The sequence below is a fragment of the Sphingobium sp. TomMM7A genome (assembly GCF_055397305.1).
In genome coordinates, this window is the sequence record NZ_AP027312.1 from 577,881 (window position 1) to 603,264 (window position 25,384).

Sequence of the window (25,384 nt, forward strand, 5' to 3'; positions counted from 1 at the left end):
CTGTGTTGTAAAATATGCAGTTAAGCACATTTATACAGCGCGGCCATCTATACGCACTTGCTCCGATGACCGATAAACGGCGTCGCCATGACGGTTGGCGGTAGCGGCCTGGCGATCCAGAGGTCGCCAGGCTTTGGGCAACCCGCTATCCCTGCATCGCCTCCAACTCTATCCCCTTGGTTTCCTGAACCGTCATAAAGACGAACAGCAGGGATAGCAGGGCAAAGGTGGTATATGCGCCATAGGTGACGGGCAGCCCGATATTCTTCGCCAGCCAAGGGAAGCTTGAACTGACAAGAAAGTTCGCGAGCCACTGCGCAGCGCCTGCCACGGCGAGGGCCGACCCGCGCATCTGGTTGGGAAACATTTCGCCAAGCATGACCCACATGACCGGACCCCAACTGAGGTTGAAGAATATCACGTAGATGTTGGCAGCGAGCAGCGCGACGAGGCCGAGCCCTGCCGGCAAGCGAAGGGCGCCGTCGACCATGGCCGCATTGCCAAAGCACCAGGCCAGCGTTGCGAGCGTGGCTGTCATGCCTGCGGAGCCGATCAGAAGAAGCGGCCGCCGCCCGATCCGGTCGATGAGCAGGATCGATACGAGGCATGCGAGGATCGATACGGCCCCAGACGCGATATTGATCTTCAGAGCGTCGCTTTCTGTGAAACCCACGGCCTGCCAGAGTACCGCGCCGTAGTAGAAGACGACATTGATCCCGACGAGTTGCTGGAACACGGCCAGGCCAATGCCGACCCAGACGATCTTGCGCCAACCGCCGCCCGGCTTGCGAATATCGGCCAGGCTGGGCTGGTGATCGTGAGAAAGCGATGCGCTAATTTCGTTCATTTTCTCGGCTGCGGCTTGTGGGCCGAGCAGGCGATCCAGAACCAGCCTGGCCTGTTGCAGTCGCCCCTTGGCGATTAGGAAGCGGGGGCTTTCCGGGATGCCGAATAGCGCCACCAGGAACAATAGGGCCGGTACGGCTTGAACCCAGAACATCCATCTCCAGGCAGGCTGCCCGGCCCAAGCCGTTCCAAGCGAGGACCCCGCGATGCCCGCGAGATAATAATTGGCGAAAAAGGCTCCGGTCAGACCCGAGATGATCATCACCTGCTGCATGCTGGACAGCCTTCCGCGTATATGCGCGGGCGTAACTTCGCTGATGTAGGCGGGGGAAAGGACGCTTGCCGCGCCCACCGCCATTCCAGCGAAGAAGCGGGCGATGGCGAGGACTGTTGCGCTGAATGCTCCGCCGGAGGCGACGGCGCTGATGATGAAGAGGATCGCCGCGACGATCATGACGGTACGACGGCCCCAGATATCCGCGAAGCGGCCCGCGAGGAAGGCGCCCAATGCACAGCCTGGCAACAAAGCGCTGACCGTCAGGCCAAGCTGAGCCTCGTCAAGTCCGAAGGTGTGGCGAAGCCCCTCCTGCGTGCCGTTGATTGCCCCGGAGTCATATCCGAACATGAAGCCGCCGATCGTGGCAACCGCGACTATACGGCCGATCAAAGCCAGATTGATCTGCTCCTGTGCAACCCGATGCATAGCTGAACCTCTCCTATTGTGAGCGCTACCATGGCAAAGTTGTGGACGTGGTCAAGTCTTTAGCTGGGGCGCTGCATCAGATCCGCGGACGACCAGTTCGTAATCAAGTTTTACATGTTGAGGCTGAGCGCGCGCCAAGGGGCGCTTGGATCGCACGGCCTGGGCAAGAATTTCAATCGCAACGCTGGCCATAGCCGAAATCGGTTGGCGTATCGTGGTGAGTTCGGGCCATATTGTCGTGGCGATGGCGGTATCGTCGAACCCGCAAACGGTGAGATCGCTGGGCACATCCAGTCCTCGCTGGTGCGCGGCGCTAACCACGCCCGCCGCCATGTCGTCATTGGCTGCGAAGATGGCGCTGGGCGGCGATGTGATGTCGAGTAGCGTGGCTGCTCCGGAAAGCCCGCCTCGGTAGGTGAAATTTCCCTGCGCGACCAACTTCTTGTCTGGCTTGATCCCCGCCAAATGCAGAGCGCGTTCATAGCCTTGTCGCCGCAGATGACTGGCGGTTTGGTTGGGGTCGCCCGCGACGAATCCGATACGGCGATGTCCGCGCGCCAGGATATGCTGAGTCATTGTGAACGCCGCTTCCTCATCATCTATGAGCACGGCGTGAGAGGAAGGCGATGGCTGTCCGGATGCAACCTGAGCGGCCGCGAGACCGCATTTTTGCAGAGCGCTGAGCAGTTCTGCGTCGTCGCAGAGCGGCGGCGGCAATAACACCGCATCGACCCTGTGTGCGACAAGTCTGGCAGCGAGCATGACGGGCTTTTCCAGCGGGTCAATTTTATCGACGATCAGTTCGACGTCATTCTCTCGGGCAGAGCCGAGGCTTCCGAGAAGAAATTCGCTTAGGTAGGCGGCGCTGGGATTGCCGTATAGCAAGACGATGCGGCATTGCCGTGCCCCCGCCAAAGCGCGTGCTGCAGCGTTCGGGACATAACCCAAGGCGGCAACGGCCACTTCGACCTTTTTGCGAGTCGTGTCCTTCACCCGCTGATCATGGTTGATAACGCGGGACACAGTCATTGGGGACACGCCCGCCGCGTCCGCGACATCAGCAACTGTGGGTCCTTCGGTTCTGCGGCGCGAACCTCTTTTGACGACCATCTTCTGCATTTCCCCTTTTGCATCGCCTATTCGGAAGGGAGAGGTTGAGCAAGCCTCTTGCATGATGACGGATGTTAGCGCTACCTACGCAGGTTAGGAGAGGGTGTAGCGAGATGTTTCTCGGCATAGATATTGGCACATCGGGCGTTAAAGCCGTGATAGCCGCGCAGGATGGCAAAGTGCTGGCGACTGGGAACGCGCCGTTAAATGTATCACGGCCTTTCCCTTTATGGTCTGAGCAAGATCCCCAGGACTGGTGGCAGGCAACCGAAGCCGCCATTCTTGCGCTGCCTGATGACCTGCGCGCGCGGGTGCAGGGCATCGGACTCGCCGGGCAAATGCATGGCGCGACGCTGCTGGGAGCGGACCATAAGCCGCTTCGCCCCGCCATCCTGTGGAATGACGGGCGCAGCTTTCAATTATGCCGAAAGCTAGAGGATGAGATTCCGGAATCGCGCGCGATTACGGGGAATCTTGCCATGCCAGGCTTCACGGCGCCAAAGTTGATGTGGTTGAGGGAGCATGAGCCTGAAGTTTTCGATCGGGTCCACAAGGTGCTGCTGCCCAAGGATTATGTCCGCCTTTGCATGACCGGCGAGATGGCGTCCGATCTGTCGGATAGCGCCGGGACATTGTGGCTTGATGTGGGGGCACGCGACTGGAGCGACGTTATGCTGGCCGCCACCGGGCTTTCGCGGCAGCATATGCCTGTCCTTTTCGAGGGCAATGGGATCACGGGCGTGTTGCGTCCCGAAGTGGCCGCGCGGTGGGGCATGGCTGCCGTGCCCGTGGCGGCTGGGGGTGGTGACAACGCAGCGGGCGCCGCTGGCATTGGAGTGGTCAACGAAGGGGACGCACTGTTGTCGCTTGGCACTTCAGGCGTGATTTTCGTCGCTACAAGCGCGTTTCGGCCGAACCCCGATGGAGCGGTACATGCCTTCTGCCACTGCCTGCCAGCGATGTGGCACCAGATGAGCGTACATTTGTCCGCCGCGTCCTGCATCGACTGGGGCGTGAAGGCGGTAGGGGCGGACGGCCCCGCGGATTTCTTTGCGTTGGCGCAAGAGGCTGGCAGCGGAGTGGGGCCTGAACTGTTTTTACCGTATCTTTCGGGCGAGCGTACGCCACACAATGACTCGCATATTCGCGGCGCTGTGCTGGGTATCGACAATGAAACGGATCGAAGGCGCATTGCAGCGGCCGTTCTGGAAGGCGTGGCCTTCGCGCATGCAGACGGTATTGCCGTACTGCGCCAGGCGGGTACGACGATCGAGGAGCTTGCGGTCATCGGCGGCGGCGCGCGATCGCGCTATTGGGGTTCGATCATCTCAGCCGCATTGAACGTGCGCCTTGCCTATTTGGAAGGTGGAGAAGTGGGGCCTGCGCTGGGGGCGGCTAAGCTTGCCCTCATGGCCGTGACCGGAGCAAGCGCCGCTGAAGCTTGTACCCGCCCATCTATTTCGGACGTCATAGAACCCGATGCGGCGCTCGCCGATCGTCTCGCGCCGCGGCTTGCCCGCTTCAGAGCGGCCTATTCGGCCCTCAAGTCTTTGTAAGGAGAAATTCGTGTCCGCCAGTTATTTCGCTGAATTCCCGACCATCGGCTATGAAGGGCCGGAAAGCGCCAATGACCTTGCCTACCGCTGGTATGACAAGGATCGCGTCATATTGGGCAAGCGCATGGAAGACCATCTGCGCTTCGCCGTGTGCTTCTGGCACAGCTTCTGCTGGCCGGGGAGCGATGTTTTCGGTGGCGGCACCTTCCGGCGCCCCTGGCATGCAGGTGCCAACGACGCGTCGGCGGCGCGATCGAAGCGAGAGGCAGCGCTCTCTTTCATCGAAAAGCTCGACGTGCCTTTCTACTGCTTCCACGATGTCGATGTGATGGCGGATGCCGACACGATCGGCGATTTTCGCAAAAGTTTTGCCGAGGCTGTTGATCATCTGGAGCAACTGCAAGCCCACCATGGCCGCAAGCTGTTGTGGGGCACGGCCAACCTGTTCAGCCATCCCCGCTATATGGCGGGCGCGGCAACCAATCCGGATCCCGAAGTCTACGCCTGGGCCGCGAGCCAGGTTCGAGACGCGTTGGAAGCCACCCATCGTTTGGGCGGAGCCAACTATGTATTGTGGGGCGGTCGCGAAGGTTATGATACGATCCTCAATACGGAAATCGGGATTGAGCAGGAAAATTTCGGCCGTTTCTTGAGCCTGGTCGTCGATCATAAACATCGCATTGGCTTCAAAGGAACGATCCTGATTGAGCCCAAGCCGCATGAGCCGACCAAGCATCAATATGATTTCGATACTCAGACCGTTTATGGCTTTTTGAAGCGCTTCGGCCTGGAAGGTGAAGTTCGCGTGAACATTGAGGCGAACCACGCCACTTTGTCAGGCCACACATTTGAGCATGAAATCGCCATGGCACGGGCGCTTGGCCTCTTTGGATCGATCGATGCAAACCGCGGCGATCACCAAAATGGATGGGACACGGACCAATTTCCCAATTCGGTCGAGGAGCTGACCCTGGCCATGCTGGAGATTATCCGCGCCGGAGGCTTCAATGACGGGGGCTTCAATTTCGACGCAAAGGTGCGGAGGCAGAGCGTAGACGCGGCCGACCTTTTCCACGGCCACATTGGCGGGATCGACACGGTTGCGCATGCGCTCATCAAGGCGGCGGCGATCATTGAGGATGGCCGCGTCGATGCGTTCCGTGCGGAACGCTATTCTGGCTGGAAGGAAGATTTGGGGCAGGCCGTTCATTCCAATAATGCGACGCTCGCTTCGATCGCGGATATTGCGGTTTCCCGCGATCTGGCGCCGCAGTTGCGATCGGGTCGCCAGGAGTGGCTGGAAAATATGGTGAACCGCTTCTGATGGAGATCCGAGCAGGCGATTACCGCCTTTTGTTGGAGCCGGAACGTGGCGGCTCGATCTTGGCGTTCGAGTGGCGGGGTGAAGCGTTGCTTCGCCCCGCCTGCGGTCCTGCAATATTGGACGTTGCCTGTTTTCCATTAGTGCCCTTTTCAAACCGGATCGCCTTTGGCCGCTTCCAGGCCAATGGGCGCGAAGTGCAGCTGAGACCGAACTTCCCCGGTTCAGACCATCCGCATACACTGCATGGATTTGGATGGTTGGCGCCTTGGACTGTTGAACACTCTGATGTGAACAGCGTGACGCTTGGCCATCATTATTTGGAAGGGGAATGGCCCTGGCCATATTATGCCGAGCAGCAGTTTGAACTAACGGAGGAAGGGCTAACGATCGGGCTGCAAATAATAAATCATGGTCAAAGCCTGATGCCCGCAGGACTGGGACTTCATCCTTATTTCCCTCGGGATTGCAACACGGTCTATTATGGGCTGCATCATGGCGAGTGGCGAAATGATGGAGACTGTCTCCCGCAAGACTTGGACCTTAAAGACCGGGGAATTGATTGGTGGGGCGGCCGCAGCGTGGAAGAGCGCCGAGTGGATACTGTTTACACGAACCGGCAGGGGGCCTTATCAATTTCATGGCCTTCCCGTAATTTGTCGCTCGTAATCCAACCAGGAGATGCGCTGCCTCATACGGTAGTCTACACGCCGGAGGGACAGAATTTTATCTGCGTCGAGCCAGTTAGCCACGCGACTAACGCTCTCAACTCTTCACCTGATGACGTCAAATGGCTAAAGCCGGGGGAAAGCTTTGCGGCAGTGACGTCGTTTCGCGCCACTAGGAACGGAAGCAAGCCCTATTCTTAGGTTTCGGCGCTAGGCAAACTGCATGGGTGAGCGGAAATGGTTAAGGGCTCGTCGAGCCACTGCTTTTGTTGGCAAATAGCAACACCCAGAAAAAAATGTCCGGCCCAGTTTACTTTTGCACTTGGTTGCGTCAGGATTCTTCCGTCACACAAAAAAAGGGGAATCAACGAGAGGCTAACGTTACGCTTCGATTATAAAGATAGCGCTACCAAAGCCTGTCCTAAGAGGCGTAGGTGTCAAGTGCAAAGCGCGCTTAGGCACGTCAAGCGACAGCGGTTTCTCAGGTCATGTGCGGCGACACAGCAGTATTGGTTAAGTTTGCGCTTTTTGGGTGAAGCTGAAAAGCGGTGCTTTCGGCAAAGTCCAGCCAGACGTGAAAAGTTAAGTTTGAACAATCTATGGGGAGAGGATGATGCAAAGGAATTTGCGTACACACACATTGTCGCTGTTGCTCGCAACCAGCGCAGCTTGCGGCCTGTCGGCGCCCGTCTGGGCTCAGGAAGCGAATGGCAACGTCTCGACAGGGGCTAATCAATCCAGCGCCGAAATCGTCGTGACCGCGACACGCCGGGCCGAGTCGTTGCAGAATGTTCCGATGAGCATCAACGTCGCGACAGGCGAGCAGATCGAACGCCTTAAAATTTTCGATGTCAAGGATGTGCAGCAGCTTGCTCCGGGCCTTGAGCTGCGCAACGACAATGGTCGTGCGAACTCCGCAACGCTGCGTGGCGTAAACTTCGACCCTGACCAGGGGACCGGACCGGCAGTTGATCTTTACTTCAATGAAGTTCCAATCGATGCGCAAACGGCTTTCACTGCTATTTACGACATCGATCAGATCGAAGTCTTGCGCGGACCGCAGGGCGGCCTGCGCGGCCGTACGGCTCCATCGGGCGCCATTACCATTCGGACCCGCCGTGCAAACCTCAATAAGATCGAGGGCTATGTGCAGGGCAGCGCGACCGAAGATGCCGGCTACAACGTGCAGGGCGGCGTATCGCTGCCGGTAATCGAGGACAAGCTTGCCATACGCGCCTCGATGCTGGTCGATGGCAACCGTTTGAACCAGGTGCGCAATATCGTTCGTGGCGACCGTTCGCAAAGTCGAACCGAAAGCGCCCGGCTGTCGGTTGCGTTTCAGCCGACGGACGGCTTCGACATCAACGTGATGTATCAGTATCTGAATGCTGATAATATTCTGTACCCGCAGGTCTTTGGTCCGGGCAATCCTGTAATTGGCAATCCGCCGGTCGGATTGGATGATCGCTATACCTTGGCAGAAGGGCGCAGCCGCTTCATTAATAATAGCCATCTGCTCACCCTGGATGCGAAATATGATCTGGGTCCCGTCACCCTGTCATTCGTCGGCGGACATCAGGAGACCAAACTCACCCAATATGGGGAGTTTGACGCGGGGAATGCGATCCACAACTATGCGCCAACCCAGATCACGCGTACGCCCTATAATGTCGACTCTGGTGAACTGCGGTTGATGTCCAACAATGATGGCTTCTTCAACTGGACGATCGGCGGTACTTACAGCAAGAATACCGGCAATGTGACAGTCGATAAACCGTTGGATTACATTCCCAGCGTACCCGGTGTCCCCGTTCCTGTGCTTCCCATTTTTCCTGTCCCCGGCGTGATCAACATACCTGTTAGTGGTGAAAGCTACTCTGTGGCGGGCAGCGTTCGACTCCAGCCTACTGACAAGCTGACCTTTGAAGCGGCGGGCCGTTATTCGGTTATCAGCGGAAAGCAGTTCGCAACCATCTCCATTCCGGGCGCTGGAACATTCCCGATCGTAGATTTCGAGAAGAAATCGCATCCATTCACTGGATCTGCCACGCTGACTTACAAAGCTACCCCGGATCTCACCGTTTACGGAGCATATGGGCGTTCATTCCGTGCCCCGACGGCAGGCGTCGGCGTACCGCAGAATGTCAGTCAGGATCTGGCAATCAGCAAAGCGGAGCATGCCGATACTTTTGAAGTTGGGCTTAAGTCGGCTTTCTTCGATCGTCGCCTGTCGCTCGATGTGGCTGCCTTCTATCAGAAGTTTGATAATTTCATCTCCCGCTTCACTGGCATAGCTACTGATCAGGGAAGCCAGCCCTTTCCTGGCTTCTTCGCTGGACCGCCGGATGGCACCGTCGACACCAATGCTGATTATAATTATAACGGCAAAGCTACGGTCAAGGGCGTCGAGGCGACGCTCGCGGGGCGGCCGACGGACAATTGGGACGTCTCAGTCAGCATGTCGTACGTGAAGGCGCGTTATAAAAATGCGCTCCTGCCGTGCAACACGGTGGATCCGGTGACCAATCAGTCCATCGTTGTTCCCAATCCGGCATTCGGCGGAGTCAACAACGTTAGCTATTGTCAGCGCAACTCGCGTCTTGCGGACGTGCCTGATTTCAGCCTCACTGCGAACAGCGAATACCGCTTCGGAACTGGGCCGATCCAGCCGTTCATTCGTGGCCTGATCACCTATCGCCCGAGCGTTTATTCTTATAATCAGCAGTACCGTTATCCTCATCGCGAACTCATCAACCTGTTCGTCGGTTTGCGAGGTGGAGATACGAACAAGTGGGAAGTATCAGCTTTTGTCCGCAACCTGCTGAATCAGAACAAGGTCACTAACATCAGCATCAACAATGCGACTATCACCGGGAACAACGTCCTGGGCGGTCCTGGTGTGATCTTCGATTCAGGATATCGCTCTGTGAACCTCACCAATCCACGGGAGTTCGGTATCTCCGGGTCGTTCCGTTTCTAAACTCTCCACTCCCGCCAGCGTTATGCGCTGGCGGGTCTTTTCGTGCTCCGACGCTGGAAAAATCGTTGGCGCAAGGATATAATGGTACGGCCCTGTTTACTTTTCCCCTCTTCCTGTTGTAAGATTTTCATATGACGATCCGCCCACTACGTTGCGGGACGCCTATGACTTTTTGAACGGAGGATTCCTTGGCTGATCGGCTCGCCCTTACGCGGCGCATGTTCATCGCTTCAACCGCTCTGGCGATGCCAGTTACGGCCATGGCCGACGTTGCGGGCAAGCCCCGATATCGCGACGCGAAAGCTCCCATCGAAGAGCGCGTACGCGATTTGTTGAGCCGGATGACTTTGGAAGAAAAAGCCGCGCAGATGCGGTCGATCGCCTACACAAAATCGCTGTTTCTAGAGGGCGACCTATTTTCGCCGGAGAAGGCCAAGCAGGTCTTCGTGAACGGCATCGGTCAGATCGGTAACCCGAGTGATACCAACGGAACGGCGCGTGTAGCCAAGGACAATTACCGTTCACCTGGAGAGACGATCGACCTCGTCAACGCCATTCAACGACATCTGGTCGAAAATACGCGTCTGGGCATTCCCGCACTGTTCCATGAGGAGACGGCTCATGGTCTTAAGGCGAGGGACGCGACGATCTTCCCAATTCCGCTGGGCCTCGGCAGTACGTGGGACCCAGCTTTGGTTGAGCAGGCTTACGAACTTGCGGGGCGCGAGGCTCGGATGCGGGGCGCAACGGTTGCGCTTAGTCCCGTCCTCGACCTGGCCCGTGATCCACGATTCGGCCGGGTGGAGGAGTTTTTCAGCGAAGATCCCTATCTGGTGAGTCAAATGGGTATCGCGTCCGTGCGTGGCCAGCAGGGGACACGCCCCTTGGCGGCGGACAAGGTATTCGTGACGCTCAAGCATTTCATACACGGGGCGCCCGAGGGTGGGCTTAATACCGCGCCCGCCGACATGAGCGAGCGGACGCTGCGCGAAAATTTCCTCGTGCCCTTTGCCCAGGTGATCAAGAAAGCCGACCCGGCCGTCATCATGCCGTCCTATAACGAGCTTGAGGGCGTTCCCTCACATGCCAGTTATGAACTGCTCCAGCGCACGGGCCGAGAGCGACTGGGTTTTCGCGGCGCCTATTTCAGCGACTATGGCGGCATCACCAATCTCGTCACCCAACATTACATGGCAGCGAATGATGATGAGGCCGCGGTGATGGCGGTACATGCGGGCGTCGATGCTGAATTGCCTGAGGGCCAAGCCTACGCCCGTTTACCCGAACTAGTGCGTTCCGGGCGCATCCCCGAAGCGAGTCTGGATGTAGCTGTTTCCCGCATTCTGGCGCTGAAATTTGAAGCCGGTCTGTTCGAAAATCCCTATGTCAGCAAACCGCGCGCGCTGCGCCAGGTCAATGCGCCGGCGAGTAAGGCGCTTGCCCGCAAAGTCGCGCAGAAATCGATAGTGCTCCTCAAGAATGACGGCCTATTGCCGATCAATACCGCCAGGCCGCAAAGGATTGCGGTGATCGGACCCAATGCGGTCGAGCCGTTGTTTGGGGGATATTCCTCGGTGAACGCTCAAGCCGTGGGGATTTTGGAAGGTGTGAAAGCGGCTGCTGGTCCGGCGGTATCCGTCGAACATGCTGAAGGTGTTCAGATCACCAAGCCTGACCCAACGGGCCAGCATTTGCCGGCTCGCGCTGCCCGGTATCCCGATCCTGCTGAGAACGCCGCGCGCATCATTCAGGCAGTGGAGGTTGCAAAGCGGGCAGACGTAATACTGCTCGTCGTTGGCGACGTTCCGGAAATCACGCGAGAAGCGATTCACGGAGGTGCGCCGGGCGATCGCAACACCCTCAACCTCTTCGGCGATCAGGATGCGCTGGTCGAAGCCATGATCGCGACGGGGAAACCCATAATCGCCTTGTTGATCAATGGACGCCCTCTTTCGGTCAATCGCTTGGCTGAGAAGGCCAATGCTTTGATCGAGGGCTGGTACCTTGGACAGGAAGGCGGGAACGCGTTCGCCGATGTGCTGTTTGGGAAGATCAACCCGGGCGGGAAGCTGCCGGTCACTTTCCCGCGCTCGGTCGGTGACCTGCCGATGTTCTACAATCAGCATCCATCGGCCAAGACGGGCAAGCGCTATGTTGAGAACAAAATAACGCCGCTCTTCCCCTTCGGCTATGGCCTCAGCTACACGACATTCGACATTTCCGCGCCTCGCCTCGCGAAATCCACGATCGCAATCGGGGAAACGGCCATAGTGGAAGTGGATGTCACCAACAGCGGTCCCAGAACAGGCGATGAGGTCGTCCAGCTTTATGTTCGTGACGATGTAAGTTCCGTGCCGCGCCCGGTTTTGGAACTGCGGGGGTTTGAACGTGTGACATTGAAGCCCGGCGAGAAACGCACGGTAAAGTTCAGTCTTGATCCCGATAGCCTGGCCTTCTGGAACATCGATATGGCTTATGTCGTCGAACCGGGAACTTTCACCATCCACGCGGGGTCGAGTTCAGCCAGCCTGAAATCGGTAAAGCTCACGGTCGTTTGATCGGCGAAGTTGGAGAGGGCGCCGTAACGCGGCTGCCTGAGGAGTAAAAGTGATGTGGGACCGCCGAGAAATAATTGGGGCCGGTGCGGCAGCTTTGGCAGCTTCTGCTGTGGCCAGGCCAGCGTTTGGGCAAATTGCTACCGAACATGTCGAGATCGATCTGCGCCGCGACGCGGGTGCGCTTGATCATATCTGGTCCCGTTGCGCCGGATCGGATCGTGCGTCCGTAACGCTGCGCGAAAGCTGGCGCCACGATCTCGAGCGCTTCCATAATGAAACGGGGCTTGAGCGCGTACGTTTCCACGGCATCTTCAACGATGATCTGGGTGTCTGGCCTGGCGGCATGAACGGCAAGGACCCCAACTTCCAGAACGTCGATGATGTCTATGACGGCGTGCTGGCAAGAGGTGTCCAGCCCTTTGTCGAATTGAGCTTCATGCCCAAGAAGCTCGCCAGCGCGAATAAGAAGCTCAATTTCACCTATGATGCCAACATCAGTCCACCGGCCTCTCCAGAGGCGTGGGGCGCCTTCATTCAGGTTTTCGTGCGTCACTTGCTGGATCGTTACGGGGCCTCTGCGGTGCGCCAATGGTATTTCGAGGTCTGGAACGAGCCCAATCTCAACTGGTTCTTCAGCGGCACGCAGGCTGACTATTTCGCCATGTACAAAGCCGCAGCACGGGCAATCAAGGAAGTTGATCCCAAGCTGCGCGTCGGCGGGCCATCTTCTGCGGCGGCGCAGTGGATTCCCGAGTTCCTGGGCTTCTGTGCGCAGGAAAATCTGCCTGTCGATTTCGTGTCAACGCACATCTATGCCGGGGACGATCAGAAGGAGCTGTTCGGCGAGGTCAATCGCTATCCTCACAAGGACGTGATTCCGGCGGCCATGGCCAAGGTCAGAAGCCAGATCGACGCGACGCGATACAAGGGCGCCGAACTATGGCTGTCCGAATGGTCGTCAGACAGCCCGGCGATGATTGCGCATATCATCAGCAATTGCCTGCCCTACTGCCATGCCATGGCGCAATGGTGCATCAGCAATGTGTTTGAGGAAATCAACTTCCCCAACTTCATACTTAAGGAAGGTGATGGTGGGTGGGGCATGCTGGCCCAACGCGGCATCGCGCGGCCGGCTTTCAATAGCTACAAATTGTTGCACCGGCTCGGCCAGCGCCGACTATCAGCGACGGGGCCGACTCTGGCGAGCAAGACGCGAAACGGGGCAGCGGCTTTGGTGTGGAACCTGGCCGAGGTGAAGCAGCCTGCGGGCATCCCAGGCATGAGCAACCAGCGGATCGTCACGGGAGAGCGTAAAAAAATCGAGGTCAAACTCAAGGGAGCCGCTCCGGGCAAGAGCGTGCAAGTCAGCTATGTCGATCAGGAGCGGGGTTCGCCTCTTCCCAAATGGCGCGAGCTGGGTTCGCCGCAATATCCCAAAAAGGACCAGATCGAGCAGATTCGCCGATCGGCCGAACTCGCTCCGCCGGAAACGCGGCGCCTGGATGGGCAGGGCGTCCTGACGCTGGATCTGCCGCCTGAAGGTTTGGCCCTGATCGAATTGACGGCCTGATCTGCTTTGTTGAATACAGGCCGTCCATCGACCTTGGACGGCTTGCTGCTCAAGCGATATGTTCATAAGTGGATACGCCTAACGAAAACGGGACATGCGGGTGAAGGAAGCGAAGAAATGCGGTTCAGGGAGAGGCGCAGAATCTAATTCCGGATGCGCGCCCGTTAGACGCATGGGACGCCCACCGAATAAAAAGGCGGGCGAGATCGAAGAGGCTATTTTATCGGCAGCGAAGGAATTATTTCTTTCGGTCGGTTACGAAACCACCTCGATGGAAGCCGTGGCACAAGCTGCGGGGGTTTCAAAAAGAACCCTATATATTCGGCATTCGACCAAGGATGCACTGATGAAGGCAGTCGTCGAAGATCGTGTCCGTACATGGTCTGACGAAGCCAGCAGACGTAATAGTGACATACCAGAAGAGTTTTCGGAAAGTCTGCGGCGACACGCGCAAACCTTTATCCATATGCTCGCCAGTCCTGAAGTTCAGAAATTTAGCCAGTTAATTGCAACAACAGCGCACCGATTTCCTGAAATTGCTGAAACATTCTATCAGGTAGGCTATAACTACGAAGTCGAATTTCTGACCGAGGAAATAATAAGAGGTACGCGGAACGATCCTGTACCTCCAAAGGACCCCAGGCGAACGGCTATACAATTGTTGAGCATGATACAGGGGTGGCGCAGGACCGAGGAAACGGTACGGACCATCAGTCCAGCCGAAGCAGCGGAATTTGCTTCACAAGCCGTAGACGTTCTGCTGCGCGGCAGGGAAAGTTGGTGATGCCTTAAACGGCACGAGCAGGACTGGCCGGATATTCATCCCCGGCCCACCGAATAGAGCATAAACCGATCACATCGGATCGGATTATGCTCTATTTATCTTTTGTTTTCCGCGTCCTCCAAGCCAGCAGGCGACTTCATCTGCTTCGAAAACGCTCCAGCCTCACTTAGCCTTCAGCTTGGCAAGGTCTACGTCGATTTCGGTAAGCACCTTGTCGGTGATCTGATCGGGCGAATATTGTTGGATATCCTTCAGCGTCATCGACCGGGCCATATCGACCTGGTCGTTGGTGGTCATGCCAGGAACATGCCTTTCCAGAATAGCCTTTGCCGCAGGATCGTCCAGCAGCGTGCCGATTTCCGTCGTCGAGCTTGAATAAGCCGTTTGAGCGAAAGCGGGGAGGGGGGCCATAGCCAGGACTGTCGCGGCTAGAATCAATTGCTTCATCATCCAACTCTCCATCAACGAATGGCAGCACATCTAACAGGAACTCGAAAAAATGCAACGAGACTGTTTACTTGCATGTAGATGTATGAGTATGCCTTGCTCGCTGCTGAATGACACTAATCTCGTGGGAGAGAGACGGCCGAGGCGACGGCTAAGGGTAGGAGCCGAAGCATCCCGATATGATCGCTGGCGCGATCGCCTGGGCGGCTGGCTGGAAGGACCGCGCTGCGCCAACGGCAAGGAAATCAGCTCGTAAAGAGCGCTCGCCACACCTGCCTTTTTTATTGGAGTTTGCCCGAGATGTTCCGCGATACCACCATCAGCCGCCGATCTGTCCTGATCAGCTCCGCATGCCTTTTCGCATGGCAGGCATCGGGCATCCCCGCGGCGATGGGGGCTGTACGCCGCCCGCTGTCGAGCCGCGTGAAATCGCTGATCGCGCAGATGACGATCGAAGAGAAGGCGGGGCAGCTGACGCTGATGCCAACCCCCTGGACCTCCGCCGCCGCAGCCAAGATCAACCCCGCTGCCGCAGTCAAGAATGTCGAAAATCTTGTTAGCGACGCGCAGGCGGGACGATTGGGCGGCGTTTTCAACGGCTTTGGCGTGGATGCGCATCGCAAGTTGCAGGCTGCCGCGATGAAGGGACGGCTCGGCATCCCCATGATCTTCGCGGGCGATGTCATTCACGGCTATCGCACGGTTTTCCCGGTTCCACTGGCTGAGGCGGCGAGTTTCGACCCCGACCTTGCCGAGCGCACTGCCCGTGCAGCAGCGGAGGAGATGGCGGCAACCGGGTTCGACTGGGTCTTCGCACCGATGGTCGATGTGGGCCGCGATGCCCGTTGGGGCCGGACAGTCGAAGGCGCTGGCGAAGATGTGCTTCTGTCCATGGACATGGCCCGCGCCCGGACGCGGGGATTTCAGGGCCGTTCGCTCTCGAACGATGCATCGGTTGCTGCGTGCATGAAGCATTTCGTCGCTTATGGCGCTGCGGAAAGTGGGCTGGATTATAATACAGCCGACATTTCGGAGCGGACGCTACGGGAAGTCTATCTTCCGCCGTTTCAGGCAGCCATCGACGCGGGCTGCGCCACCGTCATGGCCGCGTTTGAGGATATCGCGGGGCGTCCCATTCATGGTGGCCGCGAATATCTGACCGACATATTGCGCGGCGAGATGGGGTTCGATGGACTGGTCGTTGGCGACTATAACGGCGATGTGGAGATCGCGGCCCGTGGTTTGGCCGCCGACGCCCGCGACGCCGCGCGGATCGCAATCATGGCCGGACTCGACATGAGCATGGCGAGCGGCATCTATCGCGACCATCTGCCCTCGCTGGTGCAGGCGGGCGAAGTGCCGATGGAGCGGGTTGATGAGGCGGTCGGCCGCGTCCTCGCGCTGAAGGAACAGCTTGGCCTGTTCGAGGATCCGTTCCGGCGCATGGACCTGAAGCGCCAGCAGACGCGCATGCGCACAAAGCCTGCGCTGTCGCTCGCGCGCGAGGCAGCCAGGCGATCGATCGTCATGTTGAAGAACGAGGGAGATTTGCTGCCCCTGCCACGCAAGGGCAAGCGCATCGCCATCATCGGGCCGTTTGCCGAGGGGCCGAGCAACTTGCACGGTCCCTGGACGCTGTTTGCGGACAACAAGGAAGCAGTCGATCTGGCTAGCGCGGTGCGGACGGCCGTTGCCGACGCTTCGATGGTCAGCATCGTAAAAGGCAGCGAGATTACCAGCCCCATTGAAGGCGGTATTGACGCCGCCGTCGCAGCTGCCCGTGCCGCTGACATCGTCATCCTTGCAGTGGGAGAACGCGAAGCGATGTCGGGCGAGGCCGCATCGCGCGATCTGATTGTCGTGCCCCCCGCGCAACAGGCCCTTGCAGAGGCGGTCGCCGCAGTCGGCAAGCCGATGATAGTCGCCTTGCGGAATGGAAGGGCACTGGCATTGGAAGGGGCGATCCTTGATGCTCCGGCGATTCTGGTCACCTGGTTTCTGGGCTCCGAAACGGGCAATGCCACTGCCGATATCCTGTTCGGCGCGACTGGCCCGTCCGGCCGCCTGCCGGTCAGCTTCCCCATCTCGGCGGGGCAGGTGCCCTATTATTATGCGCACCGGCGGCCGGGCCGCCCAAACAACACGCGCTATATCACGTCGAAATATGAGGCGCGCTTTCCATTCGGCCATGGCCTGACCTATGGAAAGATCAGCTATTCCGATCTCGTCCTTTCCTCCAAGAAAATCGGGATGGACGGCCAGCTGCGCGTCACGGTCACGGTCAGCAACCATGGGCAATATGCTGCCCGGGAATTGGTGCAGCTCTACGTACAGGATGTCGTCGCATCCGTCACCCAGCCTATCCGTGAGCTGAAGGCCTACCGGCATGTCGAACTGGCGCCGGGCCAATCGCAACAGGTGACGCTGGATTTGCGGGCCGCAGACCTTGCCTTCATCGGCGTCGATCTGAAGCCCTTGATCGAGGCTGGCCGTTTCAAATTATGGATCGCGCAGTCCGCTGAGGCGGCAGGGCTGGCGGAAGAGTTTGAGGTCGCTTGATCTGACGGCGCACCTAGGGCGTTTTTGAGCAGATGGAATCCTTTCTGGACTTGTAACGGCCGCGCTCAGGACCGAGATGGTCGCGCGCGGCGTATGGGCCAACATCAAGCCCAGCGGCGCCACCCGATACGACAAGCGCGACAACAACTTCCTCGCCTCAGTCCAACTCGCTTCCATCCGCATATGGTTGCGACATAATGAGTCGGGCCCCCTAGTCACCTGAATCCGAAGTTCGGTTCATTATTTTTTGGCAGAAGCGTTTGACCGAGGCGAGGATCTCGTCGGCTGACTTCACCCATTTGTATGGCTTGGGGTTTTCATTGTGAGCCGCAATGAACGCCATGATGTCAGCTTCGAGTTCCGCCGTCGATCGGTGGGCACGCGCTGCAACTGCTTGCGCGTCAATTCGGCGAACCAACGCTCAACCTGATTGATCCAAGAGGCCGATGTTGGTGTAAAATGGACATGCCAATGGGGACGACGCGCTAGCCAGGCCTTGATCTTCGGTGTCTTGTGAGTGGCATAGTTGTCCATCACAAGGTGCACGTCTGGTCCCTTGGGCATCTCGGCATCGATCCGCTTGAGGAAGTCGAGGAACTCGGTTGCGCGGTGTCGTTTGTAGCACTTGCCGATCACCGCGCCGGTGGCGATATCGAGCGCTGCGAACAATGATGTCGTACCGTTGCGGATGTAAGTATGAGTGCGCTGCTCAGGCACGCCGGGCGCCATGGGCAAGACCGGCTGCTCGCGATCCAGCGCCTGGATCTGCGACTTTTCATCCACGCACAGCACGGCCGCCCGGTTCGGTGGCGACATGTACAGGCCAACTATGTCCTGCACCTTGTCGACGAACAGCGGATCGCTCGACAGCTTGAATGTCTCTGACCGGTGCGGCTGCAGGCCAAATGCACTCCAGATTCGGCGGATGGTGGTGTGCGACAACCCAGAATCGGCTGCCATGGAGCGGATCGACCAGTGGGTGGCATCCTTCGGCGTTGGTGTTCAGCGTGCGCTCGATCACCCCAGCCACCGGTCCATCCGATACTGAACGGGGTCGACCCGCCCGGTACTCATCGGCCAGCCCCTCAATGCCATCCTGCACGAGCCGACGCCGCCATTTGCCCACCGTATGCTCGTGGACATTGAGACGTGCGGCCACCTCCTTGCTCTGCAGCCCCTCCGCACAGAGCAGAACCATTCGGCACCGGTCGGATAGGGAACGCGGTGCTTTGCGACGCCGGACCTGACCTTCGAGAAAGGACCGGTCCGCCGCGCTCAAAACCACCAAATCCGCTTGCTTACCCACCATCTCTCATGCCTCCGCCGCCTGATCGACATAGGCACCATACAATGATGCTTACTTCAGTTCCAGGTGACTAGGGGGCAACAACAAGGAAGATGCGCGCTGGATAAAGCACAAGGGGAAGCGCGCTGGAGCTGTTTTCGCTGTTCATCGACGTGGTTGGGGAAGTGAATGTCGGCCTGGATGCCGATCCGTTGCTTCAATATGGGCAGGTGCCCCGCAGCAACTGACTTGCCCTGACTGCTCGTGCGGCCACTAAGCCACGCGAGGGACGGATATGGTCCGTTGAACGTCCGGTGAGGAGCCAGCCGTCATCATATTGGCTGCGCGGACGGTATTCGACAGGAGACATGCGATGGTCATGGGTCCGACGCCGCCGGGCACAGGGGTGACGGCCGCGGCGTGATCCAGCTCGGAAGTCACCGCATCACCCACGATGATGCTCCGGCCATCCTTGTCGATAATCTTGTTGATGCCAATATCTATCACGATCGCTCCGGGCTTGACCCAGCCGCCGCGCACCAGGCCGGGACTGCCTGCGGCCACGATCACGATGTCGGCGGTTGAGACGATGGACGGCAGATTACGCGTGTTGATGTGCGTGACGGTGACGGTGCATTCTCTTTCCAGCAAAAGCAGGGCTACAGGCTTGCCCACGATGTTGGACTTTCCGATGACGACTGCCTTGAGGCCGCAAAAGTCTTGCACCACGCTTTCAAGCAGAAGAAGACAACCGAGCGGCGTGCAGGGGATCAGTCCCTGAGTGCCCGTAGAGAGCCGGCCGACATTCACGGGGTGGAAGCCGTCAACATCCTTCGACGGGCAAATGCGGTCCAGCACCACGCTTGCGTCAATGTGCTGCGGCAGCGGTAGCTGGACCAATATGCCATGCACGGAGGGATCGATGTTCAGCGCATCGATCTCCGCCAGAAGGGCGTCCTGGGTCGTTTCGCAGGGAAGGCGTCGCTCGATCGACGCTATGCCGACCCGCTTGGAGGCCTTCAACTTGCGCGAGACATAGACATGGCTCGCCGGATCATCACCCACCAGAATGACCGCCAAGGTGGGCGCGATGCCGCAGCGCGTCCGAAAGGCGTCCACATCGTGGCGAACGGTCTCCAGAATGCCCTCGGCCATCATTTTGCCGTCAATGATCTTCGCCATGGTCAGCCTTGTCATTCGGGTGTTGTGGACGGCCGGGCGCTGTCCGTGATTTCAGCCGACGCGATCGGCGGCGTAGCTGTCCGGGCTGGCGGGAAAAACGATCGTCCGGTCGCCATTCACAAATACGCGATGATGTATGTGGGCGTGGATCGCGCGGGCCAATGTGCGGCTCTCTACGTCCCGTCCGATAGATACATAATCGTCTGCGCTCTGCGCATGGGTGACTGCTATGGTTTCCTGCTCGATGATCGGGCCTTCATCCAGTTCCGCGGTAACGTAATGGGCGGTGGCGCCGATGAGTTTCACGCCGCGCTTGTGGGCCTGGTGATATGGCTTCGCCCCCTTGAATCCGGGCAGGAAGCTGTGATGGATGTTGATGACCCGGCCCGGCATCCTGCGGCATAGTTCGTCGGAAAGCACCTGCATATAGCGGGCAAGGACGATGAGGTCGGCTTGCGTGCGCTCGACGATCGCCATCAGCTCGGCTTCGGCTTCAGCCTTATTATCCTTGGTCACCTTGATATGGTGAAACGGCAGGTCGTGACTCAGCACCAGATGCTGATAATCGAAATGGTTGGAGATGACGCCCACGATGTCGATCGGCAGCATGCCGATCTTCCATCGATACAGAATGTCATTCAGGCAATGTCCAAAGCGGGACACCATCAGGATGACCTTCATCCTGACTGTGGAATCATGAAACTCGAAATTCATATTCCATTCTGCGCCGATCGGCGTGAAGCCCTCCGCGATCTCCGAAAGCGCCTTCCCCTCTTCGGAGATGAAGCTGACCCGCATGAAGAAGGTGCCGGTTTCCACATCATCGAATTGCGATGAATCCGAGATGCTGCAACCCTGGCTTGCCAGGTAGCTGGAAATGGCGGCCACGATCCCGCGCTTTGACGGACAGGATACGGTGAGGATATCGGTCGTCACATTCTTCTCCAAAATTCTATGCCCAGTTGCGCGGCGTGGGCTTCACAGCTTTGCGGTCAGTTCAGGGACGGCGGTGAAAAGATCGGCGACGAGCCCGATATCGGCGACCTGAAAAATCGGCGCGTCCACATCCTGATTGATGGCGATGATGGTCTTGCTGTCCTTCATGCCAGCCAGATGCTGTATCGCGCCCGATATGCCGACCGCGATATAAAGTTCGGGAGCAACGATCTTGCCCGTTTGCCCCACCTGATAGTCGTTGGGCGCATAGCCCGCGTCGACGGCGGCGCGGCTGGCGCCTACGCCCGCGCCGAGCTTGTCGGCCAATGGCATGATGATCTGCTCGAACGTTTCCGCATCCTTGAGCGCGCGACCGCCAGAAACCACTATCTTGGCGGAGGTCAGTTCAGGGCGTTCCAGCTTTGCGATTTCCGCACCCACAAAAGTGGACAGACCGGCGTCCGCCCCGATGGAAACCTCCTCGATGGCGGCGGAACCGCCTGTCGTGGGTGCCATGGGAAAGGCCGAACCCCGCACGGTGATCACCAGCTTGGAATCTGTGGTTTCGACGGTCGCGATGACATTTCCGGCGTAGATCGCGCGGGTGAAGATTCTTTCTCCTTCCACGGAGAGGATCTCCGAAATCTGCATGACATCGAGCAGCGCGGCGACGCGTGGCGCCACATTCTTCCCCATGCTTGTCGCTGGGGCGAAAAATGCGTCGTGGTCGGTCATGAGGGCCGCCACCAGCGGCGCGACATTCTCCGGCAACGCGTGCTCGTAACAGGCGTGATCGGCCAGAAGGACTTTATCGACGCCCGTGATCCGTGCAGCCGCCTCTGCCACGCCACGGCACGCAAATCCGGCCACCAGCAGGTCGACGGGGCCGAGTTTGGCGGCGGCCGTGACGGCGGGCAGGGTGGCGTCCTTAACCGCGCCGTTGTCATGCTCGACCAAAAGGAGAGTTCTCATCTCAGGCAACTCCCATTTCCTTGATTTTAACGGCCAGAGCGTCCGTATCGGTGACTTTGATACCGGCGGAGCGGGCAGGCGGCTCGGCCAGCTTCAGGGTCTTGATGCGCGGGGTGCAATCCACCCCGTAATCTGCCGGACTCTTTATCGCGACCGGCTGCTTTTTCGCCTTCATGATGTTGGGAAGTGAGGCGTAGCGAGGATCGTTCAGCCTGAGATCGGCAGTGATGATCGCTGGAAGGGGTAGCCTTACCGTTTCCTGGCCACCGTCGATCTCCCGCGTCACCTCGATTGCGTCGCCATCGACGCTGATCCGGCTCGCAAAGGCGCCCTGCGGTCGGCCCAGCAGGCCCGCTAGCATCTGTCCGGTCTGGTTTGCATCGTCGTCGATCGCCTGTTTTCCGAGGATGACGAGACCTGGGTCGGTCTCCGCCACGATCTCTTTCAGAATTTTCGCGACGGCGAGCGGTTCGACTTCCGCGTCGGTCTCGACAAGGATGGCGCGATCCGCCCCCATGGCCAATGCCGTACGTAGGGTGTCCTGCGCCTTGGCGGGGCCGATGGAAACGGCGATGACCTCGGCCGCCTGACCCGATTCCTTGAGGCGGATCGCTTCCTCAAGGGCGATTTCGTCGAAGGGGTTCATGGCCATCTTGACGTTGGCAAGGTCAACGCCGCTTCCGTCCGCCTTGACCCTGGGCCTTACATTGAAATCTATGACTCGCTTCACGGGAACGAGAATGCGCATGATATCCTCCCGGCGACGCTAAAGCGCCTTCAATGGGTGTAGCTGTTGTTGCGAGAATGCTGGCTTGAGCGGCTCACGCCTTGATGCGCAGGCCCTTTGGATCATACCAGGGGCCTAACTGCGCCTCCACCTCATGCCGCTTCCATGCAATCTCGACCTCGAAGCTACTCGCTTCCAGAAACGCCTTGTCGACGCCATCCTCGTGATGGACATAACCCATCCCCAGCGAAGCCCCGATGCGATGGCCATAAGCTCCCGAAGAGATGTCGCCGACTATCCGGTCACCGATCCACAGCGGTTCGTTGTGGAAGACGAACGGGGCGTCGGGATCCTTCAGCTTGAACTGGATGAGGCGTTTGGTGAGCTTGCCTGCTTCCTTCTGACGCAGGAGTGCATCGCGGCCGATGAAGCCGCCTGGCTTGTCCAGCGCGACCGCGAAACCCAGGCCACCCTCCAGCGGAGTATCCTCCTCGCCGATGTCGTGCGCCCAGTGGCGATACCCCTTTTCCATGCGGAGGGAGTTGAGGGCGAAAAAGCCAGCGTCGCGAAGTCCGAACTCCGTTCCCGCTTCGACAAGGACATCATAGACATGCTGAGCGAACTCGGTCGGCATGTAGAGTTCCCAACCCAGTTCACCTACAAAGGTGACGCGGCTGGCGCGGACCTTCGCATAGCCAAGATCGATTTCCTGGCTGGTGCCGAAAGGAAAGGCTTCGTTGGAGAAGTCGGCGGGCGAAATCTTCTGCAGCAATTCGCGCGACTTGGGTCCCATCACCGCCAGCATCGGCATTCCAGACGTGATGTCGACCACATGGGCATGCGCGTCATCCGGGATATGCCGCTTCAGCCAGGCCATGTCGCGGCGCTGCGACGCAGCGATCGTGACGATCATGAAGGACGTTTCGGACAGGCGCGTGATTGTGACATCGGCCTCGATGCCGCCCTTGGGATTGAGCCACTGGGTATAGACCAGCTTACCGACCGGGACGTCGATTTCATTGGCGGAAAGCTTGTTGAGCACCTTGAGAGCGTCGCGGCCCTCCATCAGATATTTCACATAGCAGCTGAGGTCGAAGACTGACACATTCTCCGCCGTGTTGCGGCATTCGGCAGCAGTGTCGTCGAACCAGCTCGGCTTATGATAGGAATATTCTACTTTCGGTGTCGTTCCTGCGCCGCCGAAAAAGCCGGGTCGTTCATACCCGTTCATTTCGGTCATCCATGCACCCTTGGCGATCAGGCGGTCGTGGAAGGGGCTGCGACGAACGTTGCGCGCGGTCTCCATCTGGAGGTTGGGCCAATGCATGTTGTACATTGCGCCGAGCGTTTCCGTCGTCCGGTCGTGAAGATATTTCTTGTTGGTCTGGAACGAGACCGTGCGACGGACATCGACATCGACCAGTTCCACCGGCGGCATGCCGTCGTTGATCCAGTCCGCAAGAACCTTGCCGACGCCGCCCGAAGACAGGATGCCCACCGAATTGAACCCGCAAGCGGTGAACAGGCCGCGCACCTCTGGCGTTTCGCCCAGCAGGTAGCGGTCGTCGGGGGTAAAGCTTTCAGGCCCGTTGAAAAACAGCTGGATACCCGCATTGGCCAGCAACGGCACACGGTTCACCGCGAGTTCGAGGATCGGTTCGAAATGGTCGAAATCTTCGGGCAGCGTATCGAAACAGAAATCGGGTGAGATGCCGTTCATGCCCCAAGGCTTGGCGTTCGGCTCAAAGCAGCCGAGCAGGAGCTTCCCTGCATCCTCCTTATAATAGGCGTGCTCGTCGGTGACGAACATGACAGGCAGGTTGCGCGGAAGTTCCGGGATAGCCTCGGTGACGATGTAGAAATGCTCTGCGGCATGCAGGGGCAGGCTTACGCCGATTTGCGCCGCCAGGTCGCGCGACCACATGCCGCCGGTGATGACGACCTTCTTCGCCCGGATTTCGCCTTGCTCGGTCATGACGCCGACGGCCTTGCCGCCTTCGACGATGATGTTCTTGACGAGGCATTGTTCAAGGATCTTGGCGCCGCCCATGCGCGCGCCCTTTGCATAAGCCATCGTTACGTCGATGGGATTGACCTGACCGTCATTGGGAAACCAGAAACCGCCGACGATGCCGTCGATGTTTACCGGCGACCAGCGCTCCTTGATCTGGCCGGGAGTGACAGGTTCGACAGGCAAGCCGAAATTCCGTCCCATTGATGCCCCGCGGGCAAGCTCTTCAAGCCGCTCCGGCGTCTTGGCGAGGCGCAGCGAACCCCGCTGCATATAACCGGTTGCCATGCCCGTCTCGGCTTCCAGCTGTCCGAACAGCTGCCCCGTATAATAGGCAAGCTCTGTCATCCGCCGGTTTGCGCGGAGCTGGGTCACCAGTCCGGCGGCATGCCAGGTTGTGCCACAGGTCAGTTGCTTGCGCTCGCATAGCACAACGTCGGAAATGCCCAGCTTGGTCAAATGGTAAGCTATGGAGCATCCTGCGATGCCGCCACCTACGATTACGACTTCGGCGGAACTCGGATATGACGTCACGAAAAACACTCCAGATGTCTGCGATATGGCGAGTGCGCAGAGGTATTCACATGCGCATGTGAAGAGGTGCACCGGTCTCTCAAGTCATCGCCCGGCACCAGGTTTGTAAATTTTAATCGGAGCGTTTGATCGTCCGGCAAACTGTTTATCCGCCATTGGAACGACGCACCCATCAGGAAGAAATCTATTGTATAAATGGCATAATGCTGATGATGGACTGGTGTAACAATACCCCGCTCGGGGTAGTATCTGTGCAGGCCGGCTAGGGGGCATGGGCCATTTAAAGGCCGCGCGAACGGGAAATGCGGCTGCTTTGGGCCACCATCAGTTAGACGTGTGGCATCCGTCTCTCGTAACCCTACTTCTCGCACGCCGCATATCTCAAGGGCAGCAATGGCAGAAGGTAAAGTCTGCGACTGTAATCCGGCAACTACTCCGATGAGGGTAGGAGCATGGCCAGCACTCACCAGCTATATATTCGTCATGGTGAACCGATGGCGGGCTTCTGTACCCAGAACTGATTTGGGATGCGGATCAAGCCCAGCACCTTTCCATCTAATTGGATGAACAGCACAAATCTGCGGATGCGCCGTTGCGAGAAAGGCGTTGGTAGGATGGGCAAATGAGGGGACGAG

The 25,384-nt window shown here is 58.5% G+C and carries 16 protein-coding genes and 1 pseudogene; 8 read left to right on the forward strand and 9 right to left on the reverse strand.

The window, feature by feature from the left end; translation table 11 throughout:
• Nucleotides 1-145: 145 nt before the first annotated feature.
• Complete coding sequence (locus ACZ5ZH_RS15375) at nt 146-1,549, reverse strand: sugar porter family MFS transporter (RefSeq protein WP_464772897.1); 1,404 nt, start codon at nt 1,547-1,549, stop codon at nt 146-148.
• A gap of 51 nt (nt 1,550-1,600) precedes the next feature.
• A complete protein-coding gene (locus ACZ5ZH_RS15380; protein WP_464772898.1) occupies nt 1,601-2,659 on the reverse strand; it encodes a LacI family DNA-binding transcriptional regulator in 1,059 nt (352 codons plus the stop codon).
• Nucleotides 2,660-2,772: 113 nt separating this feature from the next.
• On the opposite strand from ACZ5ZH_RS15380, the gene xylB reads away from it, so the two are divergent.
• From xylB to ACZ5ZH_RS15415, 7 genes are all read left to right on the forward strand, one after another.
• Nucleotides 2,773-4,215, forward strand: a complete 1,443-nt coding sequence (xylB, locus tag ACZ5ZH_RS15385; protein ID WP_464772899.1) for a xylulokinase — start codon at nt 2,773-2,775, stop codon at nt 4,213-4,215.
• Nucleotides 4,216-4,225: 10 nt separating this feature from the next.
• Nucleotides 4,226-5,539, forward strand: coding sequence for a xylose isomerase (gene xylA / locus ACZ5ZH_RS15390; RefSeq protein ID WP_464772900.1), 1,314 nt, complete (start codon nt 4,226-4,228; stop codon nt 5,537-5,539).
• The gene (locus ACZ5ZH_RS15395; protein ID WP_464772901.1) at nt 5,509-6,405 is read left to right on the forward strand and encodes an aldose 1-epimerase; all 897 of its coding nucleotides are present in this window, start codon (nt 5,509-5,511) and stop codon (nt 6,403-6,405) included. The genes xylA and ACZ5ZH_RS15395 overlap by 31 nt, the downstream gene beginning before the upstream one ends.
• A 409-nt stretch (nt 6,406-6,814) precedes the next feature.
• On the forward strand, nt 6,815-9,184 hold the full coding sequence (locus ACZ5ZH_RS15400; protein WP_464775224.1) for a TonB-dependent receptor: 2,370 nt from the start codon (nt 6,815-6,817) through the stop codon (nt 9,182-9,184).
• Nucleotides 9,185-9,372: 188 nt separating this feature from the next.
• Nucleotides 9,373-11,742, forward strand: coding sequence for a glycoside hydrolase family 3 N-terminal domain-containing protein (locus ACZ5ZH_RS15405; RefSeq protein ID WP_464772903.1), 2,370 nt, complete (start codon nt 9,373-9,375; stop codon nt 11,740-11,742).
• Nucleotides 11,743-11,851: 109 nt separating this feature from the next.
• Nucleotides 11,852-13,312, forward strand: coding sequence for a GH39 family glycosyl hydrolase (locus ACZ5ZH_RS15410; RefSeq protein WP_464772904.1), 1,461 nt, complete (start codon nt 11,852-11,854; stop codon nt 13,310-13,312).
• 94 nt (nt 13,313-13,406) lie between these two features.
• Nucleotides 13,407-14,096 carry a TetR/AcrR family transcriptional regulator gene (locus tag ACZ5ZH_RS15415; RefSeq protein WP_464775225.1) on the forward strand — a complete coding sequence of 230 codons (690 nt, stop codon included), beginning with the start codon at nt 13,407-13,409 and terminating at the stop codon, nt 14,094-14,096.
• Nucleotides 14,097-14,258: 162 nt separating this feature from the next.
• On the opposite strand, the gene ACZ5ZH_RS15420 is transcribed toward ACZ5ZH_RS15415, so the two are convergent.
• The gene (locus tag ACZ5ZH_RS15420) at nt 14,259-14,546 is read right to left on the reverse strand and encodes a hypothetical protein (protein WP_464772906.1); all 288 of its coding nucleotides are present in this window, start codon (nt 14,544-14,546) and stop codon (nt 14,259-14,261) included.
• 297 nt (nt 14,547-14,843) lie between these two features.
• Here ACZ5ZH_RS15420 and ACZ5ZH_RS15425 point away from each other — a divergent pair, with 297 nt between their 5' ends.
• Nucleotides 14,844-17,102 carry a glycoside hydrolase family 3 N-terminal domain-containing protein gene (locus tag ACZ5ZH_RS15425; RefSeq protein WP_464772907.1) on the forward strand — a complete coding sequence of 753 codons (2,259 nt, stop codon included), beginning with the start codon at nt 14,844-14,846 and terminating at the stop codon, nt 17,100-17,102.
• A gap of 211 nt (nt 17,103-17,313) precedes the next feature.
• On the opposite strand, the pseudogene ACZ5ZH_RS15430 reads toward ACZ5ZH_RS15425, so the two are convergent.
• The 6 genes and pseudogenes from ACZ5ZH_RS15430 to ACZ5ZH_RS15455 form a co-directional block, all read right to left on the reverse strand.
• Nucleotides 17,314-18,411: pseudogene (locus ACZ5ZH_RS15430) on the reverse strand (IS630 family transposase).
• Between the two features lie 249 nt (nt 18,412-18,660).
• Complete coding sequence (locus ACZ5ZH_RS15435) at nt 18,661-19,569, reverse strand: bifunctional 5,10-methylenetetrahydrofolate dehydrogenase/5,10-methenyltetrahydrofolate cyclohydrolase (RefSeq protein WP_464773297.1); 909 nt, start codon at nt 19,567-19,569, stop codon at nt 18,661-18,663.
• Between the two features lie 51 nt (nt 19,570-19,620).
• Nucleotides 19,621-20,505, reverse strand: coding sequence for a formyltetrahydrofolate deformylase (gene purU / locus ACZ5ZH_RS15440; protein WP_464772908.1), 885 nt, complete (start codon nt 20,503-20,505; stop codon nt 19,621-19,623).
• 42 nt (nt 20,506-20,547) lie between these two features.
• Nucleotides 20,548-21,477 carry an electron transfer flavoprotein subunit alpha/FixB family protein gene (locus ACZ5ZH_RS15445; RefSeq protein ID WP_464772909.1) on the reverse strand — a complete coding sequence of 310 codons (930 nt, stop codon included), beginning with the start codon at nt 21,475-21,477 and terminating at the stop codon, nt 20,548-20,550.
• A gap of 1 nt (nt 21,478) precedes the next feature.
• On the reverse strand, nt 21,479-22,225 hold the full coding sequence (locus ACZ5ZH_RS15450; protein ID WP_449469170.1) for an electron transfer flavoprotein subunit beta/FixA family protein: 747 nt from the start codon (nt 22,223-22,225) through the stop codon (nt 21,479-21,481).
• A 73-nt stretch (nt 22,226-22,298) separates the two neighbouring features.
• Nucleotides 22,299-24,749, reverse strand: coding sequence for a GcvT family protein (locus ACZ5ZH_RS15455; RefSeq protein WP_464772910.1), 2,451 nt, complete (start codon nt 24,747-24,749; stop codon nt 22,299-22,301).
• Between the last annotated feature and the right edge of the window lie 635 nt (nt 24,750-25,384).

Bases quoted from the DNA above. Each gene is read 5' to 3' on its own strand.
- ACZ5ZH_RS15375 (WP_464772897.1), bottom strand. From the start codon at position 1,549: ATGCATCGGGTTGCACAGGAGCAGATCAATCTGGCTTTGATCGGCCGT.
- ACZ5ZH_RS15380 (WP_464772898.1), bottom strand. From the start codon at position 2,659: ATGGTCGTCAAAAGAGGTTCGCGCCGCAGAACCGAAGGACCCACAGTT.
- xylB (WP_464772899.1), top strand. From the start codon at position 2,773: ATGTTTCTCGGCATAGATATTGGCACATCGGGCGTTAAAGCCGTGATA.
- ACZ5ZH_RS15400 (WP_464775224.1), top strand. From the start codon at position 6,815: ATGATGCAAAGGAATTTGCGTACACACACATTGTCGCTGTTGCTCGCA.
- ACZ5ZH_RS15415 (WP_464775225.1), top strand. From the start codon at position 13,407: ATGCGGGTGAAGGAAGCGAAGAAATGCGGTTCAGGGAGAGGCGCAGAA.
- ACZ5ZH_RS15420 (WP_464772906.1), bottom strand. From the start codon at position 14,546: ATGATGAAGCAATTGATTCTAGCCGCGACAGTCCTGGCTATGGCCCCC.
- ACZ5ZH_RS15425 (WP_464772907.1), top strand. From the start codon at position 14,844: ATGTTCCGCGATACCACCATCAGCCGCCGATCTGTCCTGATCAGCTCC.
- ACZ5ZH_RS15435 (WP_464773297.1), bottom strand. From the start codon at position 19,569: ATGGCGAAGATCATTGACGGCAAAATGATGGCCGAGGGCATTCTGGAG.
- ACZ5ZH_RS15445 (WP_464772909.1), bottom strand. From the start codon at position 21,477: ATGAGAACTCTCCTTTTGGTCGAGCATGACAACGGCGCGGTTAAGGAC.
- ACZ5ZH_RS15450 (WP_449469170.1), bottom strand. From the start codon at position 22,225: ATGCGCATTCTCGTTCCCGTGAAGCGAGTCATAGATTTCAATGTAAGG.